General features: G+C 66.3%; 18 protein-coding genes. 8 read left to right on the forward strand and 10 right to left on the reverse strand.

Annotation, left to right across the window (positions count from 1 at the left end):
* Window positions 1-274 precede the first annotated feature (274 nt).
* Window positions 275-958: a lipoate--protein ligase family protein gene (locus ACY9XZ_RS08380; RefSeq protein ID WP_463456578.1), complete on the forward strand. Its 684-nt coding sequence runs from the start codon at window positions 275-277 to the stop codon at window positions 956-958.
* A 24-nt stretch (window positions 959-982) separates the two neighbouring features.
* Window positions 983-2,311 carry a dihydroorotase gene (locus ACY9XZ_RS08385; protein ID WP_463456579.1) on the forward strand — a complete coding sequence of 443 codons (1,329 nt, stop codon included), beginning with the start codon at window positions 983-985 and terminating at the stop codon, window positions 2,309-2,311.
* Here the strand turns inward: ACY9XZ_RS08385 and ACY9XZ_RS08390 are convergent.
* From ACY9XZ_RS08390 to ACY9XZ_RS08410, 5 genes are all read right to left on the reverse strand, one after another.
* Window positions 2,303-2,668: a DUF7268 family protein gene (locus ACY9XZ_RS08390; protein ID WP_463456580.1), complete on the reverse strand. Its 366-nt coding sequence runs from the start codon at window positions 2,666-2,668 to the stop codon at window positions 2,303-2,305. The two genes, ACY9XZ_RS08385 and ACY9XZ_RS08390, sit on opposite strands and share 9 nt — an antisense overlap.
* A complete protein-coding gene (locus tag ACY9XZ_RS08395; protein WP_463456581.1) occupies window positions 2,668-3,597 on the reverse strand; it encodes an ABC transporter permease in 930 nt (309 codons plus the stop codon). Before ACY9XZ_RS08395 ends, ACY9XZ_RS08390 begins: the two co-directional genes overlap by 1 nt.
* On the reverse strand, window positions 3,594-4,676 hold the full coding sequence (locus ACY9XZ_RS08400; protein ID WP_463456582.1) for an ABC transporter permease: 1,083 nt from the start codon (window positions 4,674-4,676) through the stop codon (window positions 3,594-3,596). The genes ACY9XZ_RS08395 and ACY9XZ_RS08400 overlap by 4 nt, the downstream gene beginning before the upstream one ends.
* 19 nt (window positions 4,677-4,695) lie before the next feature.
* Window positions 4,696-6,417 carry an ABC transporter substrate-binding protein gene (locus ACY9XZ_RS08405; protein ID WP_463456583.1) on the reverse strand — a complete coding sequence of 574 codons (1,722 nt, stop codon included), beginning with the start codon at window positions 6,415-6,417 and terminating at the stop codon, window positions 4,696-4,698.
* Window positions 6,418-6,514: 97 nt separating this feature from the next.
* Window positions 6,515-9,187, reverse strand: coding sequence for a dipeptide ABC transporter ATP-binding protein (locus ACY9XZ_RS08410; protein ID WP_463456584.1), 2,673 nt, complete (start codon window positions 9,185-9,187; stop codon window positions 6,515-6,517).
* An 86-nt stretch (window positions 9,188-9,273) separates the two neighbouring features.
* On the opposite strand from ACY9XZ_RS08410, the gene ACY9XZ_RS08415 reads away from it, so the two are divergent.
* Window positions 9,274-9,792, forward strand: a complete 519-nt coding sequence (locus ACY9XZ_RS08415; protein ID WP_463456585.1) for a DUF7529 family protein — start codon at window positions 9,274-9,276, stop codon at window positions 9,790-9,792.
* A gap of 33 nt (window positions 9,793-9,825) precedes the next feature.
* On the opposite strand, the gene ACY9XZ_RS08420 is transcribed toward ACY9XZ_RS08415, so the two are convergent.
* Both ACY9XZ_RS08420 and ACY9XZ_RS08425 read right to left on the reverse strand, forming a co-directional pair.
* Window positions 9,826-10,251 (reverse strand): hypothetical protein, encoded by a 426-nt coding sequence (locus ACY9XZ_RS08420; RefSeq protein ID WP_463456586.1) that lies wholly within the window; start codon window positions 10,249-10,251, stop codon window positions 9,826-9,828.
* 12 nt (window positions 10,252-10,263) lie between these two features.
* Window positions 10,264-11,016, reverse strand: a complete 753-nt coding sequence (locus tag ACY9XZ_RS08425) for a DUF5806 family protein (protein ID WP_463456587.1) — start codon at window positions 11,014-11,016, stop codon at window positions 10,264-10,266.
* A gap of 114 nt (window positions 11,017-11,130) precedes the next feature.
* On the opposite strand from ACY9XZ_RS08425, the gene ACY9XZ_RS08430 reads away from it, so the two are divergent.
* Window positions 11,131-11,502 carry a universal stress protein gene (locus tag ACY9XZ_RS08430; protein WP_463456588.1) on the forward strand — a complete coding sequence of 124 codons (372 nt, stop codon included), beginning with the start codon at window positions 11,131-11,133 and terminating at the stop codon, window positions 11,500-11,502.
* Window positions 11,499-12,020 (forward strand): N-acetyltransferase family protein, encoded by a 522-nt coding sequence (locus tag ACY9XZ_RS08435; RefSeq protein WP_463456589.1) that lies wholly within the window; start codon window positions 11,499-11,501, stop codon window positions 12,018-12,020. Before ACY9XZ_RS08430 ends, ACY9XZ_RS08435 begins: the two co-directional genes overlap by 4 nt.
* Here ACY9XZ_RS08435 and ACY9XZ_RS08440 read toward each other — a convergent pair.
* Window positions 12,017-12,451, reverse strand: coding sequence for a universal stress protein (locus ACY9XZ_RS08440; RefSeq protein ID WP_463456590.1), 435 nt, complete (start codon window positions 12,449-12,451; stop codon window positions 12,017-12,019). The two genes, ACY9XZ_RS08435 and ACY9XZ_RS08440, sit on opposite strands and share 4 nt — an antisense overlap.
* Before the next feature lie 124 nt (window positions 12,452-12,575).
* Between ACY9XZ_RS08440 and ACY9XZ_RS08445 the strand changes: the two genes are divergently transcribed.
* Window positions 12,576-13,040, forward strand: a complete 465-nt coding sequence (locus tag ACY9XZ_RS08445) for a universal stress protein (protein WP_463456591.1) — start codon at window positions 12,576-12,578, stop codon at window positions 13,038-13,040.
* Between the two features lie 43 nt (window positions 13,041-13,083).
* Window positions 13,084-14,175 (forward strand): DHH family phosphoesterase, encoded by a 1,092-nt coding sequence (locus ACY9XZ_RS08450; RefSeq protein WP_463456592.1) that lies wholly within the window; start codon window positions 13,084-13,086, stop codon window positions 14,173-14,175.
* A 47-nt stretch (window positions 14,176-14,222) separates the two neighbouring features.
* Here ACY9XZ_RS08450 and ACY9XZ_RS08455 read toward each other — a convergent pair whose 3' ends face one another.
* Together ACY9XZ_RS08455 and ACY9XZ_RS08460 are read right to left on the reverse strand one after the other, a co-directional pair.
* On the reverse strand, window positions 14,223-14,654 hold the full coding sequence (locus ACY9XZ_RS08455) for a DUF5807 family protein (RefSeq protein WP_463456593.1): 432 nt from the start codon (window positions 14,652-14,654) through the stop codon (window positions 14,223-14,225).
* Between the two features lie 49 nt (window positions 14,655-14,703).
* Complete coding sequence (locus ACY9XZ_RS08460) at window positions 14,704-16,167, reverse strand: hypothetical protein (protein WP_463456594.1); 1,464 nt, start codon at window positions 16,165-16,167, stop codon at window positions 14,704-14,706.
* An 86-nt stretch (window positions 16,168-16,253) separates the two neighbouring features.
* On the opposite strand from ACY9XZ_RS08460, the gene ACY9XZ_RS08465 reads away from it, so the two are divergent.
* On the forward strand, window positions 16,254-16,688 hold the full coding sequence (locus tag ACY9XZ_RS08465; protein WP_463456595.1) for a dCTP deaminase/dUTPase family protein: 435 nt from the start codon (window positions 16,254-16,256) through the stop codon (window positions 16,686-16,688).
* The last annotated feature ends 4 nt before the right edge of the window (window positions 16,689-16,692 follow it).

Consider the following 16,692-nt stretch of genomic DNA (forward strand, 5'->3'; position numbering starts at 1 on the left):
CTCACAGGGTTCGAGCGCGGTACACCAAACACTGGCTGTGGGTTGGTATCGATCTGTACCCTTCGCTCTCTGACAACGGTCGTCCATGGTTTCAAGACCCATGCCGGGACCAGCCACCTCCGTGACCTGACGACGACCGCGGCGGGGGCAGCGGGAGCGCGACACGTCCCGCCGCGACGGTTGTGTGTCGCCTGTTCGCCTTTCGTCGCTGACGGGCTTGTCATCTGCTTGACCGGCGGACGGTTTTAGCCCCGCGAGTCCCTACCGCTCGGGTATGCGTCTGCTACGGGGCCGCGCCGCCGACCCGGAAACCGACTTCGAGCGGACCCGTCGGATGGCTGACCGCGTCGCCGAGGATCGCGAGCCGGCCCTGCGCGTCTGGCGACCGCACAGGCAGGTCGCGTTCGGCCGCCGTGACGCGAACAGCGACGGCTACGACCGGGCGCGCGCTGGCGCTCGCGACCGGGGGTACACCGTTATCGAGCGCGCCGTGGGGGGTCGCGCTGTCGCCTACTCCGGGTCGACCGTCTCGTTCTCGCTCGCGGTCCCGACAGAGGATCCGCGGGGGACCATCGACGACCGCTACGAATGGGCGAAAGCCGCCCTGAAGCGCGCGCTCGACGACTGCGGTATCACCGCACGGGAGGGCGAACCGGACGCCGCGTTCTGTCCGGGGTCCCACTCGCTCCAGGCCAACGGGAAAATCGCCGGACTCGCACAGCGCGTCCGCCGGTCCATGGCCGTGGTCGGCGGCATCGTCGTCGTTCGGGACCACGAGGCCATCGCCGAGGTGCTGGCTCCCGTCTACGAGGCGCTTGACGTCCCGTTTGACCCACGGAGCGTCGGGAGCGTCGCCCGCGCCGGCGGGACCGACGACCCCGACCAGGTTATCGCGGCGCTGGAACGCTCGCTGGCCGACGGCCGCGACGTGTCGGTGACGACCATCCGAGAGACTTAGGGGCGCGCCCGGCCGACTGGGGGTATGCTCATCCGTAACGCGACGCTGCCGGACGGTCACCAACGCGACGTCCGGGTGCGTGGCGAATCTATCGTCGAGGTCGGCCGCGACCTCGACGCGACCGACCAGCACGTCATCGAAGCGACCGGCAAACGCCTCTTTCCGGGAATGGTCGACGCGCACGTCCACTTCCGCCAGCCCGGCTACCCGCACAAGGAGACGTGGGAGAGCGGCTCGCGGGCTGCGGCGGCCGGCGGCGTCACAACCGTCGTCGACCAGCCCAACACCGACCCGCCAACAATCGACGGCGAGGCGTTCGACCAGAAGGTCGACTTCGCCGCCGATTCGGTCGTTGACTGGGGCATCAACGGCGGCGTCACGGCCGACTGGATTCCGAACGTCCTCCTTCGCCGTCGTCTGTTCGCGCTCGGCGAGGTGTTCCTCGCGGACTCCACCGGTGACATGGGTATCGAGGCCGACCTGTTCGCCGACGCGCTGGAGGCCGCTGCTGACAACGACGTGCCGGTCACTGTTCACGCCGAGGACGCCGACTACTTCAACGACGACGCCAAGGCCCGCGACGACGCCGATGCCTGGAGCGCGTTCCGGACCGCGAAAGCCGAAGCGAAGGCCGTCGAGCGGGCGTGTGCCGTCGCTCAGGACCACGACACGACGATACACATCGCCCACACCTCGACACCGGAGGGCGTCGACATCGCGAGCGAGGCCGGAATGACGACCGAGGTGACGCCCCATCACCTGCTGCTCTCCCGGCGCGACCTCTCCGAGCTGAGGACGTTCGGGCGGATGAACCCGCCCCTGCGTCGCGAGAAGCGCCGCCAGAAGCTCTACGAGCGGGTCGTCGACGGCACCGTCGATATGATAGCGACCGACCACGCGCCACACACCCGTGAGGAGAAAGACGCCAGCATCTGGGACGCACCGTCCGGGGTCCCCGGCGTCGAAACCGTTCTCCCGCTCCTGCTGACTGAAGCCCGAGACTCGGACAGCGGCCTCACCTACGGGCGCGTTCGGGACCTCACCGCACGGAACCCAGCCGACGTGTTCGGCCTGCCACAGAAGGGGGCTATCGAGGCCGGCAAGGATGCCGACCTCGTCCTCGTCGACACGACCGAAACGACCGAAATCCGCGGTGAGGCCCTGCACTCCAAGTGCGACTGGACGCCGTTCGAAGGGCGCGACGCAGTGTTTCCCGAGTGGACGATGGTCCGGGGAACGGTCGTCTACGAGCGCGGTGACGCGCTGGCTGACGATGCAACGCCGCAGGAAGACGTGTTCTACGATCACCATGGCGAGAACGTCCGCGGTGCGGACAGCGAACGGTTAGAGTAGCGCCGCGACGACGGACGTGCCGACCATTATACCGCCGCCGCCGCCACACAGTCGGGCCATCGCCCGCCGCGAGTCGCGTTCGGTCCAGTTGCTTCGCGTGCCCATATGCTCCTGCATGGCTTCGATGCCGCGGCCCGCGAGTATCGACCCGGACCAGCCCAGCAGGCCGAAGCCGAACACGAGCGCGCCGAGGGCGAACACCGTCGCCTCACTGCCTCGGGCATCACCGGTGTAGAGCGTCCAGGCCGCCATTCCGGACGCACCCAGGACCAGACCGACCACCAGCCCGCTCCCCACCAATCGTGCCCGGACCACGACGTACTGCCGAAGCCGGGGTGGGGAACCGCTCTGGGCCATCAGTCGACCGCTTCGCGCATTCGCGGGTCGAGCGCGTCGCGCATCCCGTCGCCGAGCAGATTGAACCCCAGCACGGTGATTGCGAGGAACAGCCCCGGGAAGAAGGAGAGCCACCACTCGCCGGTCAGGAGGCCGTTCTCGACGCCGCGGGACAGCATCAGGCCCCACGACGGCGTCCCGGCCTGCGCGCCGAACCCGAGGAAGGACAGCGCCGCGAGGTCGATGATTGCGAGCCCGAAGTTCAGCGTCGACTGGACGGTGATTGGCGCGAGCGTGTTCGGCAGGATGTGCCGGACGAGAACCCGCGGGTCGGTCGCGCCCAGCGCGACCGTGGCGTCGACGTACTCGTCTTCGAGCACTTTGAGCGCGGCCCCGCGGACGACCCGGGCGAACCGCGGCGTGTACACCAGCACGAGCGCCACCACGGCCCGCCAGAGCCCGAGGTCCCGCGGGAAGATAGCGACCAGCGCGAGCGCGAGCAACAGCGGCGGGAATGCCAGTAGCACGTCCATCGTCCGCATGATGACGTTATCCGTCACATCGCCGTAGTACGCCGCGATGATACCCAGGCCGACCCCCACGGTGGTCGAGAGGCCAACCGTGATCGTCCCGAACTTCAGTGCCAGCCACGCGCCGTACAGACACCGCTTGTAGATGTCCCGTGCCGCCGCGTCCGTCCCGAACAGCTGCTGGTTCGCGGGCGCGGGGCCGAGCCAGCCGGGCGGCGCGCGGTCAGCGACCTCGGTGCCGAGCTGTGAGCTGGCAAGCGCGCCGAGGTCGTATGTCACACGGGCGTAGACGGCGACCGCGGCCATCCCGAAGATAATCGTCAGCCCGACGACGGCGAGGCGGTTCGTCAGCAGGTCGGCGAGGAACGGGGACGCACGCAGGCGTCCCAGCGTGCCTCGTGTCTCGGTGTCCGTACTCATTGTTGAATCCGTGGGTCGAGGTAGCTGTAGGTGACATCGACGAAGAGGTTCACGAGCGTGAACAGCAAGGCGAAGGTGAGAACTGTCCCCTGAACGACCGGGTAATCTGAGACGCCGATGGCGGTAACGATGGTCAGCCCCATCCCGTTGATGCCAAAGACGGTCTCGGTCAGGACGGCCCCGCCAAGCAGCGTGCCGAACTGGATGCCGATGACGGTGACGACCGGGATCAGCGCGTTCCGGAACCCGTGTTTCATCAGCGTGATCTTCGCGCCCTGGCCTTTCGCCCGCGCGGTCCGGATGTAGTCCTGGCGGATGACCTCAAGCATCGAAGAGCGCATCATCCGCGAGATGAGCGCCGTCGAGTAGACGCCGATGACCACCGCCGGCAGGAACAGGTGATGGGCCGCCGAGAGGAACGCCTCGGTGTTCCCGAGTAGAATCGTATCGATAGTTATCATCCCGGTGAGGGGTAGCTCACGGCCGAACAGCGTCCACGTGTCGGGGAGGAACAGCGTCGATTCGATGCGACCGCTGGTCGGGAACACGTCGAGGTACGTCGAGAACAGCAGGATGAGCAGCGGTCCGGACCAGAAGATCGGGACCGAGATACCCGTCAGCGCCCCGATTCGGGTGACGTGATCCGTCAGCGAGTCCTGCTTGACTGCGGAGATGATGCCCAGCGGCAGCCCGAGCAGGATGCCCGCCGCCTGGCCGTAAATCGCCAGTTCGAGCGTGATGGGGAGCCGGTCGGCGATGACCGAGCGGACGCTGTTCCCGCGGCTGATGCTGTAGGACTGGCCGAAGTCGAACCGCGCTGCGTCCCACAGGAAGTTCAGGTACTGCTCCCACAGCGGGCGTCGCAGCCCGAGCTCCTGCCGTATCTGTTCGAGTTGCTCGGCTGAGGCCCGCTGCCCGGCGATGACGATAGCCGGGTCGCCCGGAGCGAGGTGGAGAATCGCGAACACCACTGATGCCACGCCGAACAGGACCGGGACGAGCAACAGCAGCCGCTTGATGACAAAGCGTGGCGGCACCACTGGCTCGATCAGCTTGAAAAGGGACTGTGTCCAGTTCATTCGGAAGTTCCCTCGAACGCTACTGCAGTTCGACCGTGTTGAGATACGGGCCACCGACGGAGCTGATGGTGTAGGAATCTTCGACGACGGCCTCGTTGACCGCCCGGAGGGTCTCGGCGTAATCGAGGAACACCCACGGGGACTCGTCGTAGGCTATCTGGCTGGCCTCCTCGTACATCGTCTCACGGTCCCCCTCGGCGTAGGTCCGCTGGGCTTCCCGGACGAGTTCCATGTACTCGGTGTTGGCCCACCCGGAGACGTTGAGCGTGTTGTACCCGTCGGCGTCGAAACTGACCCAGTCCTGCCCATCGGGAACGGCGTCCATCTCAACCTGGGGGTCGAGCAGGACGTACAGGAAGTTGTCCGGGTCGGCGTTGTCGGTGTACCAGCCGAGGAAACAGGCGTCGTGTCGGCCGGCGGACGTGTAATCCAGGTACGGCCCGAAGTTGGAGAACTGGTTGATGTTGACCGTCAGGCCGATGTCCTCCAGGTCTGACTTCACCTGGTTCGCGGTCTGGACCGGGCTGGGGTTGTATCCGCGGGGGTTCGAGAACGTCGCGAGTTCGAACTCGAAGCCGTCGCCGTAGCCCGCGTCTTCGAGCATCGACCGGGCCTGGTCCTTGTCCGTCGGATACGGGTCGAGGTCGTCGTTGTGCCCGAGCACGTCCGGCGGGAGCGGCTGGGAGGCCTGCGTCGCAAAGCCCTGGTAGATCTGGTTGACGATCGCCTCGGTGTTGACCGCGTGGGCGATAGCCTGGCGCACCTGTCGGTCCCGGAACGGTTCGAACCGGGCCATGTTCATCGCCATATAGCCGTGGTTGATACCGTCCTTCCGCAACAGCGTCGCCGTCTCGCTCTCCTCGGCGCGCTGGAACCCGGAGGAATCGAGGTTGTCCGTGATGTGTGAAGCCCCGTTGATGACGTCCTGTACCCGGGTGCTGTTTTCCGTGATGGTCTTGAAGATGACCGCTCCGACGTTCGGTCCGTCACCCCAGTAGTCGTCGTTGGCTGTCAGTCGGATGCGTTCGTTCGGGTTGTCGAGCGTGTCGAACTGGAAGGCACTGGTCCCTGCGGGTTCGTCTCCGAGATCCGCCTGGCTGTCCCCCATCGCTTCGATCTGGGCCTCCGAGAGGACCGCCGCGGCGAACATCGCGAGGTTCCGGAGGAACGGCGCGTACTGCTGTGTGAGTTCGATCGTCAGTTCGTAGTCCTGGCTCGCGTCGACGCTCTCGATCCAGTCGCCAAGCGTGAACGGACCGTACCCGGATCGGGTCTCGTCGCCGAGGTAGTACTCGTAGTCGCTCTGGGTGAACCGCTGCCAGGTCGCCCTGAAGTCCGACGCGGTGAACTCCTCCCCGTTATGAAACGTCACGCCCTCTCTGAGCGTCAGCGTCGCCGTGCTTCCGTCGAGAGAGAAGTCAGTCGCGAGCGCGTCTTCCAGTTGGCCGCCGCTCCCGGGTGCAAACTGGATGAGCGTATCGAACACCTGGTTCGTGACTTTCGCGACCTCGCCACTAGTCGACTGTTGCGGGTCGTAGTTCTCGGGGTGGTCCCCGCGGGCGTACACGAGCGTCTGATCGCTCCCGCCGTCACCCCCGTCGCTATCGGCGCCGTCTTCGTCGTCACCACCTTCGGTTCCGTCACCGCCATCACCGGAACAGCCTGCGAGCGTTGCAGCTGCCGCGGCACTGCCGGCTGCCGTAAGGAAGCTCCGTCTGTCGATAGAATCGCCGGATGACATGGGACTTTGTTCAAACAGATATATTATAATTGTACCGGATAGAACAATGATTCTGTGATATATATCCTGAGAGTTATGTGCAGCTAAATAATACTGCTCAGTTCCGGCCCTCGTCTTCCCGGTCGTAGAGATGGCACGCTGCCGGGTGTGAGCCCGACCCCAGTTCGGGGTGTTGTGTCTCACAGACGCTCTCGAATCGGTCCCGCAGCACCGACGCGGCAGCGTCCCAGTCGTCGTCCGCCAGATGCCCAATCGATTCTTCGACGACGCGGCGGTTCGCTCCGGTCAGATTCGTTTCGAAGAACCGGTCGAGCATTGTCTGAACGAACGCTGACATCGACACCTGTCCCCGGCCGCTCGGCGGTTCGGTGAGGTCCGCACCGCCGTCCGTCGCCGCCGTGGTACTGTCGGTTTCGCTGGCCTGCTCCCGGACGGCATCGATGGCGATGGCCTCGTCCTCGACCCGCTGTCGGTAGTCCATCACCTCTCGGTACGTCTCCTGCTCGATATCGATATCCGGCGGGATGATCTCCGGGCAGCGAGTCCGAAAGTGACAGCCTGACGGCGGGTCGATCGGCGACGGGACGTCGCCTTTCAGCAGTATCCGGTCGGCCTCCACGGTCGGGTCCGGCTCCGGGATCGCCGACATCAGCGCCCGCGTGTAGGGATGTTTCGGGTCGGCGAACAGGTCCGGCGTGTCGGCGACTTCGACCACCTCGCCGAGATACATCACCGCGACCCGGTCACAGATGTGCCGCACCACGGAGAGGTCGTGGGCGATGAACAGATACGTCAGCCCGAACTCCCCCTGGAGGTCCTCCAGGAGATTGATTATCTGGGCCTGCACGCTCACGTCCAGCGCCGAAACGGGTTCGTCACAGACGATGAAGTCGGGATCGACGGCGAGCGCGCGGGCGATGCCGACCCGCTGGCGCTGTCCACCCGAGAGTTCGTGCGGGTAGCGATCGTACTGGTCGGGGTCGAGCCCCACCGCCTCCATGAGGTCAGCCACTCGCTCGACCCGTTGCTCGCGGCGGGAGCCGTCGCCGGTGTCTTCCGGGAGGTCGTGGATCTTCAGTGGCTCCATGATCGTCTGGCCGACGGTCATCCGTGGGTCGAGGCTTGACATCGGGTCCTGGAAGATCATCTGCAGGTCCCGACGGACGTCCCGCAGGCCACCCTTATCGAGCTCAGAAAGGTCCTGTCCGGCGAACACTACCGTCCCGTCTGTCGGTTCCAGCAATCTGAGGATGGTCCGGCCGGTCGTCGATTTCCCACAGCCGGACTCGCCGACGAGCCCCAGCGTCTCGCCCTCGTAGATGTCCATCGAGACACCGTCGACGGCCTTGACCGACTCCGGCTCGCGCCCGATGTACTTGTCCAGCAGGTCGTCGGCCCGCGAGAAGTGTTTCTTCAGCCCGTCGACTTCCATGAGCCGCCTGTCCGTTCGCGTCGTCTCCGTCGCGGCGACGCCCGCGTCGCCGGTGCCGTACTCGCTCGTGTCGAACGATTCGAGGATGCACTTCGAGCGGTGGGTGACGTCGTCCGGGCCGTGCTGGAGATACGGAATCTCACCCTCGCGGCACTCGGGTTTGGCCCACGGACACCGGTCGGCAAAGTGGCACCCGTCCGGCATGTCGACGAGACTGGGGACGTTTCCCTCGATGGGAGTCAACCGCTCCGTTCCCTCGCCCGGTATCGACTCAAGCAGCGTGTACGTGTACGGATGCGAGGGGTTCCCGAAGATTTCCTCGACCGGCCCCTCCTCGACGATTTCGCCGGCGTACATCACGGCGACGCGGTCGCAGGTCTCCGCGACGACGCCGAGGTCGTGCGTGATGAACAGCACCGACATCCCGAGGTCCGCCTGGAGGTCGTCGATGAGGTCCAGGATCTGTGCCTGGATAGTCACGTCAAGCGCCGTCGTCGGCTCGTCGGCGACCAGCAGCTTCGGACGGCACGCCAGCGCGATGGCGATGAGCACACGCTGGCGCATCCCGCCGGAGAACTCGTGGGGGTACTCGTCGACGCGGTCGGCCGGCTCCGGGATGCCGACCTCTTCCAGCAGCGAGATAACGTCCGACCGGATCTCCTCGTCCATTTCGCTGTCGCGACTCAGCGAGGGCGTGATCTCCCGGACGGCGTTGAACCACGAGTCGTTTCGCTTGCTTCCGTAGCGGTGGAGCCGCAGGCTCTCCGCGACCTGCTCGCCGACCGTTATCGCGGGGTTCAGCGACGTCATCGGGTCCTGGAAGATCATCCCCATGTCGCCGCCGCGGATGTCCCGCATCACCCGCTCCGGGGCTGCCGTCAGATCGACGTAGCCGTCCGTAATCGTGATCGGCGCGTCACCGTGCTCTGGCAGGGCCTTCTTCGGGGCTTCCCGGATGAACTGTGTGGCCAGCGTGGTGTCGTCGGCTGTCGTCTCAAGCGATTCGGGAAGACGGCTCCGGTCGACCGTTGCCGCGTCGATGGTGACGAACCAGCTATCGTCGTCGGCTGTTCGCACCGCGTCCGGATACTGCCGAGCCAGTCGCGTGACTGTCTCGAGTGCGCCGAACCGCACCTCCCCGCCGGCGATGTGTCCGGGATCGTCGACAATATCCATTGCCGATAACGCTGTGACGGATTTCCCTGAGCCCGACTCTCCGACCAACCCGACGGTTTCGCCCTCCCTGACTGTGAGGTCGATGCCGTCGACGGCTTTGACGGTTCCGCGGTCCGTCTCGAACTGGGTCCGGAGAGCAGATAATGTTAGGAGGTCGCGCATCTGTCGGCTTCTTCTCGAAATACCAGTAAAACTGTTGTGCCACTGTCCCACCAACAATTTATCCGGGCCGCCGCCACACTCGGCGTATGGACGACCCTGCCGACCCCGAATCGAACCCCTTCGACCGCGTCGTCGGTCACTGGGAGCAGGTCATCGACGACATGGCGGCCACGGCGTCACAGTACCGCGACGACGGCCGCGAGACGATCGAACTCCACCCCGGCGACGTGACGGTCCTGACCGGCGAGCCCCAAACGGTGGCCGAACAGACCGGCGAGTACGAGCCGGAAACCCGGCGGCTCGGCTTCGACGTCGTGGTTCCCGGCGACGAGTTCCGGCGGGTCGCCGATGCCCTTGCGGACCGCACTGTCGACCGCTCCGAAGTGTTCCGGGCGACCGGCGACGGGATGGTGTTCCTGCTCGTGGCGCTGGAGTGTGGCGACGAACTTGCCGTGCTCGTGCCGCTGTACTACGACCAGACCGACCGTGAAGACCTTTCGCAGATTGCCGCCGACCACGGACTGTCCTCACATATCCGACCGCTCACCGACGACGAGGTGGTCACCGTCTCCCACGAGGACCCCGAGCCGTTCTTCCCCGACTGAAATCCAGTGTCGGATGGGGCACCGACTGCTCGGCTACGACTCCTCCCGCACTCTCGTGAGCCGGTACGCCGGCACGTCGAAGACGATGCCATAGAGGAGCCGGTTGCCGATGACACCGACCCCAAAGCCCGAGAGCACGGCCGCGAGCACGACCGACATCGACGCCCCGGAAAGCGTTACGAGCCCGGCAACGGCCCCGACAAGCACGATGAACGACGCGAGCGCGGCGACCTCCGGATACACGCCCGGGACCGCGTTGTGTTCGACGACAGCCACCGCGACGCCCGTCAGGAGTCCGAACCCGACGACCACCGGTAGCAAATCGAACAGAGCTGTCCCCGCCTCCGCGTAGCCAAGCACCGCCCCGCCGATGCCGACGGCCAGATCCGTCCGTAGTACTTTCTGTGTCGCTTCGTGGACCGACATCGACGGCTGTGCGTCGGGATCGATGTCGCTCATCTCAGTCGCGGCTCACTCGTCGACCTGGAATTCGTTGCCACACTCCGGACAACACACCTCGTCGTGTCGCAACGCGGCCGACTGCTCTCTGACCTCCCGCATCACCGAGGAGATCCGGTCTTCGGCCTCCATCTCGTCCTCGACGGCGAGGTCGACCCCCTCGACTTCGAGCAGGAACTTCGCGACTTCGGTGGCCTCGTACATCACGTCGTCGAGGTCCTCGGCAGTGAAGAAGTCACACATCGCGCCGTAGAGGAACGTTGCCCCGGCCTTCCTGACTTTATCCTCGAAGGCCGAGCGGGCCTGATTGACCGCCTGTGGCGTGTACGTGTCCGTCATGAACGGGACGAGTTCGGGGAGGTTCTCCCCGATTTTGGTCATCTCGACGCCCGTTTCGGTCCGGAAGTCGGCACAGAGGCGGGCGATGGCCCACTCGCGGGCAGTGATGTAGGTCCGGTCCCGCAGGAAGTCGTTCGCGCGGTCGTAGGTCCCGCCTTCGATCTTCTTGAAGCGGTCGTACTTCTGGACGTCGGACGGGACATCACTGGCTGTGGCGGCCGTCGCCTCGCTGGCTGACTCGGCCGGTGCCGTCTCTTCGGTGGCCGGATCGGCAGGGTCGCTCCCTGCGTCGTCGGTGTCGCCTACCGAGGCGTCGGCGTCGTCGGTCCCCGCATCCGTGGCCGCCGGCTCGTCCGGCTGGTGTCCGGCCGACCCGTCGTCTGCCGCTTCGACATCCGTCTCGTCCGGCGGTGCGCCCTCAGTCATAGCCGAGAATGCGTGCCCGCGGTGAAAAAGGGTATCGCCGCCGCCCGCGATCATTGCTCATTGGTGACACGTCCGCCAGGTGGCTTTTTCACCGCTGGCATGCATGGCCCGATTATGAAACTACTGCTCGGTGTCGGGGGCAGCGAACTGTCCTACCAGGCACTGACCGAAACACTCGAGCGCGTATCGGAAACAGGCGATGAACTGACCGTCGTTATCTTCGAAAACGAGGACAGCGACGCCGACCTCGACACGGTCCAACAGCGGGTACAGGAGCGGATCAACGAAAGCGGACTTGAGCCGCCGCTCCGACACATCGATGGCACGTCGCCGGGCAGCGAACTAGTGAATATCGCCGAAAGCGAGGAGTTCGATAGAATCGTCCTCGGCGGTGGCGGTCGCTCGCCGCTCGGGAAGATACAGCTCGGCCCCGTCGTCGAGTTTGTCCTGTTGAACGCACAGACGCCGGTGACTCTCATCCGATGACTCGCACGTACCCAGACGAACCCGCTGAGGAATTCCCACAGCCGCCGCGGACGATCACCGACCGCGAGGGCCGCACCATCGATGTCATCCCTGCCGACGACGCCGACACCGAGAGCCTCGTCGAGATGTATCTCGACTTCGACCCCGCCGACCGGGCGCAGGGCATCCCACCGGTCAAAGAGGAAGCCATCCGCGAGTGGCTCGACACGATACTCGACGACGACTGTGTCAACGTCGTCGCCAAACACGACGACACCGTCGCCGGCCACGCGACGCTGGTCCCGGACAACGAAGGCGAGCACGAACTCGCAATCTTCGTGTTACAGGCCTACCAGGGAGCCGGTATCGGGACGGCGCTGGTCGAGACGCTGCTGGGCCACGGCCAGGCCGAGGGTATCGACCACGTCTGGCTCACCGTCGAACGGTGGAACGATCCGGCGATATCGCTGTACGAGAAAGTCGGGTTCGAGATCAGTAGCGCCGAGAGTTTCGAGATCGAGATGGCGATCCGCCTCTAGACGGTGAGCACTGGCTGGCTGGCGTACTCGATGACGTAGATCGCCGCGCGCCCGACGGCCTCTTCGCTGTCTTCCTCGCGCGGGACGACGATGAAATCCGCGTCGATGTCCTCCGCCACGTCGAGGACGACGCTGCCCGGTGTCTGCATCAGTCGCGTCTCGGAGAACGCGGTCGCGGACGACGTTTCGAACGCGCCGTCGTGAACGTCGCGGAACGCCGATTGGATACGCTCGGTGAACGCCCGGTGCTCCTCGGCGATCGCGGCCGCACTCACGTCGCCGTTGTCGATATCTCGGTGGAGCCGTTCGTCGATGACGAACAGCAGGTGGAGGTCGGCGTCGTACCGCTCCGCGACGGCGATCGCGTACTCGGCCGCTCGTTCCGACTGGTCGCTGCCGTCGACCGGCGCGAGTACGAGGTCGATGTCCATCACTCGCCACTGTGACCCCGGTCGGCAAAAAGCCACCGAGGTTCGAGCCGGCACTGTGGTGTCGTACGAAGATTCCCTCGCCGTGACCAACAGTGTATTTAGTCGCGGCTTCGATGCGTGGTGTATGTTCGATACGGTGGTCATCGCCACGGACGGCTCCGGCAGCGCAGAGCGGGCCGTCGAAGCAGCGCTGGACCTGGCAGCGCGCTTCGACGCAACTGTCCACGGGCTGTACGTCGTCGACACCGGCGAGGTTGAGACGACGCCCGAAGAGGTTCGTGAAGCGCTGGAGCGCGCGCTGGCGACCACTGGCGGCCGCGCCCTCTCGTTCATTCTGGAGGCCGCTGACGCCGAGGCCGACGAGGAGCTCGTCACTGCTGTCCGGGAGGGCGACCCGGCCGACGAGATTATCAACTACGCCGAGGAACACGACGCCGATGTCGTCGTCAGCGGGACCCGCGGCCGTCACGGCGAACACGGGTTCCTGCTGGGAAGCGTCGCCGAGGAACTCGTCCGGGAGGCCCCGATGCCGGTGCTGACGGTCCGCCAGCTCGAAGGCGAACCCAACCCCGAGCGCGAGGACGTGTAACGGAACCCGACGGCTTCTTGACGCCGCGCCCGCTTGCTCGGGCATGGACGATTGGCTCATCGACGACGACCGCCTCTCTATCGGCCGCAAATCCGTACTCCCCGGTGAGGGGTTCTTTATCCCGGATTCCTACGAGGAAGAGCAAGCCGAAGCCGAAGCCGCCGAGACACTACAGAACGCCGGCGTCATCGTTATCGCCGATCCGGACGCCGACGGCCTGGCCTGTACCGCGCTGATCCGCGAGGCCCACGGCGAGGGCGCGCTGTTGCCCGCTGGGCCACACGAACTCACGGAGGCGCTCGAATGGACCGCCGAGTACGCCGACCCCGACGCGACCGTCTTTATCTGCGATCTCTGTCCCGACCGCGAGTCCGACATCGCCCCCCTCGATTCGCTGATCGAGCGCGTCGAACGCGTCGTCTGGTTCGACCACCACCAGTGGCCCGACGACCTCGCCGCCGACGTGGACGCGGCCGGCGTCGAGCGCACCGTCGGGGACAGCGAGGAAGTGTGTACCGCCGACGTGGCGCTGTCGGAACTCGACTACGACTTCGACGAGCAGTGGGCCGACCTCGCCGCCGTCACCCGCGACCACGATCTCTGGATCCGAGACGACCCCCGCAGTGACGACCTCGCGGACCTCTCGTACTGGAGCGAACCCGAGGAGTACATCGAGGCGGTCCGCGAACACGGCCCCGACCTCTCCCCGGAGTTCCACGAGTTCCTCGAAGAGAAGCGCGTCGAGAAGGAGGCGCTCATCGAGAAGGCCGTCGACCGGGCCGAACTCCGCGAGGTCGGCGAGTGGACGGTCGGCGTCACCTACGGCCGCTGCTCCCAGAACGAGGTCGCCGAGGCGCTCCGCGAGCAGGGCGCAGACGCCGCCGTCATCGTCAAGCCCGCCGGCTCCGCCTCGATCCGCGGGACGGACAGCTTCGAGCGCGCCCACGAGGTCGCCCAGCAGGTAAACGGCGGCGGCCACCCGAAAGCCGCGGGCTGCAAGCCCGACATCTACGACGACATGATGGACTACGCGCACCATTGGACGACACAAGGGGCCGTTGCGAAGCAGGCTATCGTGGACGCGTTCCGGCGGCTGCCCGAGGAAGCGGACGAAGGGATGGACACCGAGCGGTAAGACAGACTCCGCGACCGAGACCGCGGTTTCCGCGATGCGGTTCTACGCTACTCCCCGACGACCCACTTGTCGCTGTACCGTTCGCCGCAGGCACACACCGCGTAGGCGTGGACAACGTCGCCCTCGGCGTAGAGCCCGCCCACGTCCTCGTTCTGTTCCTCGGCGAAGGCGAAGACAAAGCGGGTCGTGTGGTCACTCTCAGGTTCTTCCTCGGCGACCGGACAGACCGCGCCGGTTAGGTCGTCGTCGATGTCGCCCTCGGTGCCCATCGCCTGCTGGGCCAGTCCCATCGGGTCGATACCGGTTGCCGATTGGAACGCGCTGCGGCCGTCGTCGCCCGGCAGGACGAGGACGTGGCCGTCCTCGACTTCGTCGGCGTACTCGGCCAGTGCGCCGGGGTTCGAGACGGCGTCCTCGTGCAGGAAGAAGAGTACGTCTTCAGGCCGCTCGCCGGCCAGGAACTCCTCGTGTTTGGTCATGCAGGGAGGGACTCGCTCGCCGGTCAAAAGTGCCGCGCTCTTCTAATCACTACAGCCAGCCCACCAGCGCCGCGACGAGGAGGTACACCCACAGGACGACACCGGCACTGAGCGTCCGGTTGACCGTCTCGACCGGTGCACTGCGGGTCACCGCCCCGGCGGCGACCGCACCGAGCGCGACGGCCAGACCGAGTCGATGGAGTACCACGTTCAGCGGCAGCGCCGTGACGGCGACGTACTGGTAGTCCAGTACGAACGCGGTCCCGATGCCGGTCGCCGCCGCCGCGAAGCTCCGGACCGGGTCGAGGTTCCGGCCGGCGAGGTACGCCCCACCGGGGAGACCGAAGGCGAGCACCGGATACAGGAGCGCGGCGAGGAACTTCGGGTCCGCCGCGGGAAACGTTTGTTCGAGCGCGACGCCGCTGAATCGGACGCCAAGGTAGAGCCCGAGGAGGACGGCGAACAACAGCAGGTACGAGAGACCGCGCACGAGGCGGCCGACCAACCGCGGGTCTAGCCGGTCCAGCGACCGGAGCCATCGCGGCAGCGGCGTGCCCGACAGCGGCGGCGGTTGCGTGGTGTCAGTTCGTCGTCGGTCCCGCTTTCGGTGCCTCCGTCGCTGGTGTCGCCGGACCGCCGTTCCTAAGACCAGTCCGGCAGCGCCGAGTGCCATCGGGCCGGACCCACTGGGCTCACGCTCCCCGACGAGGTCGATGACCGTCGCCCAGCCGTCGGAGCCGCCCCCTCCGGCGTTATCCAGGTAGAGCCGCCAGACGCCGTCGGCGAACGGCTCGCCCATGAACTCGCGTTCCACCCGGTTCTGGGCCGCTTCGGTGCCATGGACCGTGTGCCGGAGCCGGAACCAGTCCCAGTGCTCGCTGTGGGCCTGGATAGCGACCCAGTTGTCCGACTCGTAGGGCGATTCGTACAGGCGGATGTGGTGACGTGCCCCCAGGTACGTACCGTCGTGGAGCTGGTCGGTCTCCTCGATCCAGGTCCCGGCGGCCTCCCTCTCCAGCGGCTCGGTGTATGAAACCGCACGGTACGGCCGCCGGGTTACCTCGCCGGCCCGGTCTTCGGTGAGCGTCCGGTCGTGGACGTAGAGGTAGCGCGTCGACCCCGTGGCGGCCCCCCACTCGACGAGCGTGCCGTTGGTAGCGTTGCCCTCCGTTATCGGTCCCTCGCCGGGATCGATGTCCTGCTCGTCGGCTTCGGTCCGGTTCCAGGCTGGGTCTCGGCCACGGGTCAGGTAGCCGCGAACGGTCGCTGTGTCGCCGTACACGACGACGTTAATCGCCAGCGTCCGTCCGGACGCCGACCGCGACCGGCTGGTGTAGGGCCAGAACACGTTCTCGCCGGGCTTGGGTTCGACCAGTTTCGTCGGCGTCTGCCCGCGCTCGGCCGCCGCTCCCGGTGATCCCGGCTCGACCATCGTCACCGCGCCGGCGAGCAACACGACGAGAATCGCGGCGACCAGCGTCACCTTCGGCGAAAGCGGCCACGAGTACGCCACAGCCGTGCTTCGCAACCGAGACCAATACGCGTTGTGCCGCCCATTCCGGCCCCACATTTAGGCCCACTCGTCCGGTATAGTCGTCCATGACCGACTTCAGCGAGTACGTCACGGATATCGTCCACGAACCGACCCAGACCGACAGCCCGGGGTTCGACCTGACCGTCGCCGAGGTGTACGAGGTCGTCGAGCCGGGGCGGATCGACTTCGGCGGCGGCGAACTCGATCCCGCCGGCGTCACGCCCCACGCAAGCGAGAAGCGGAACCCGGACGACGACTACGAGTGGTGGACGCTGCGGGGCGGCCAGTACCTCATCGAGTACAACGAATCGCTGACCGGTGAGGCGACGGTGACCCTCCAGCCCCGGACGGAACTGCTCGAACGCGGGGCGACCCACCCGACGCTGCACGTCGACGCGCTCCCCCGCGTGCCGCTGTCGGTCGGCGGTGCGGGACTGCAGCTCAAGGAGAACGCCCGAGTCAGTACGATTGTGGCGGCCGACGAGCCAGCCGAGCGGTGACGCG

The sequence above is a fragment of the Haloarcula sp. HT12 genome (genome assembly GCF_055271655.1).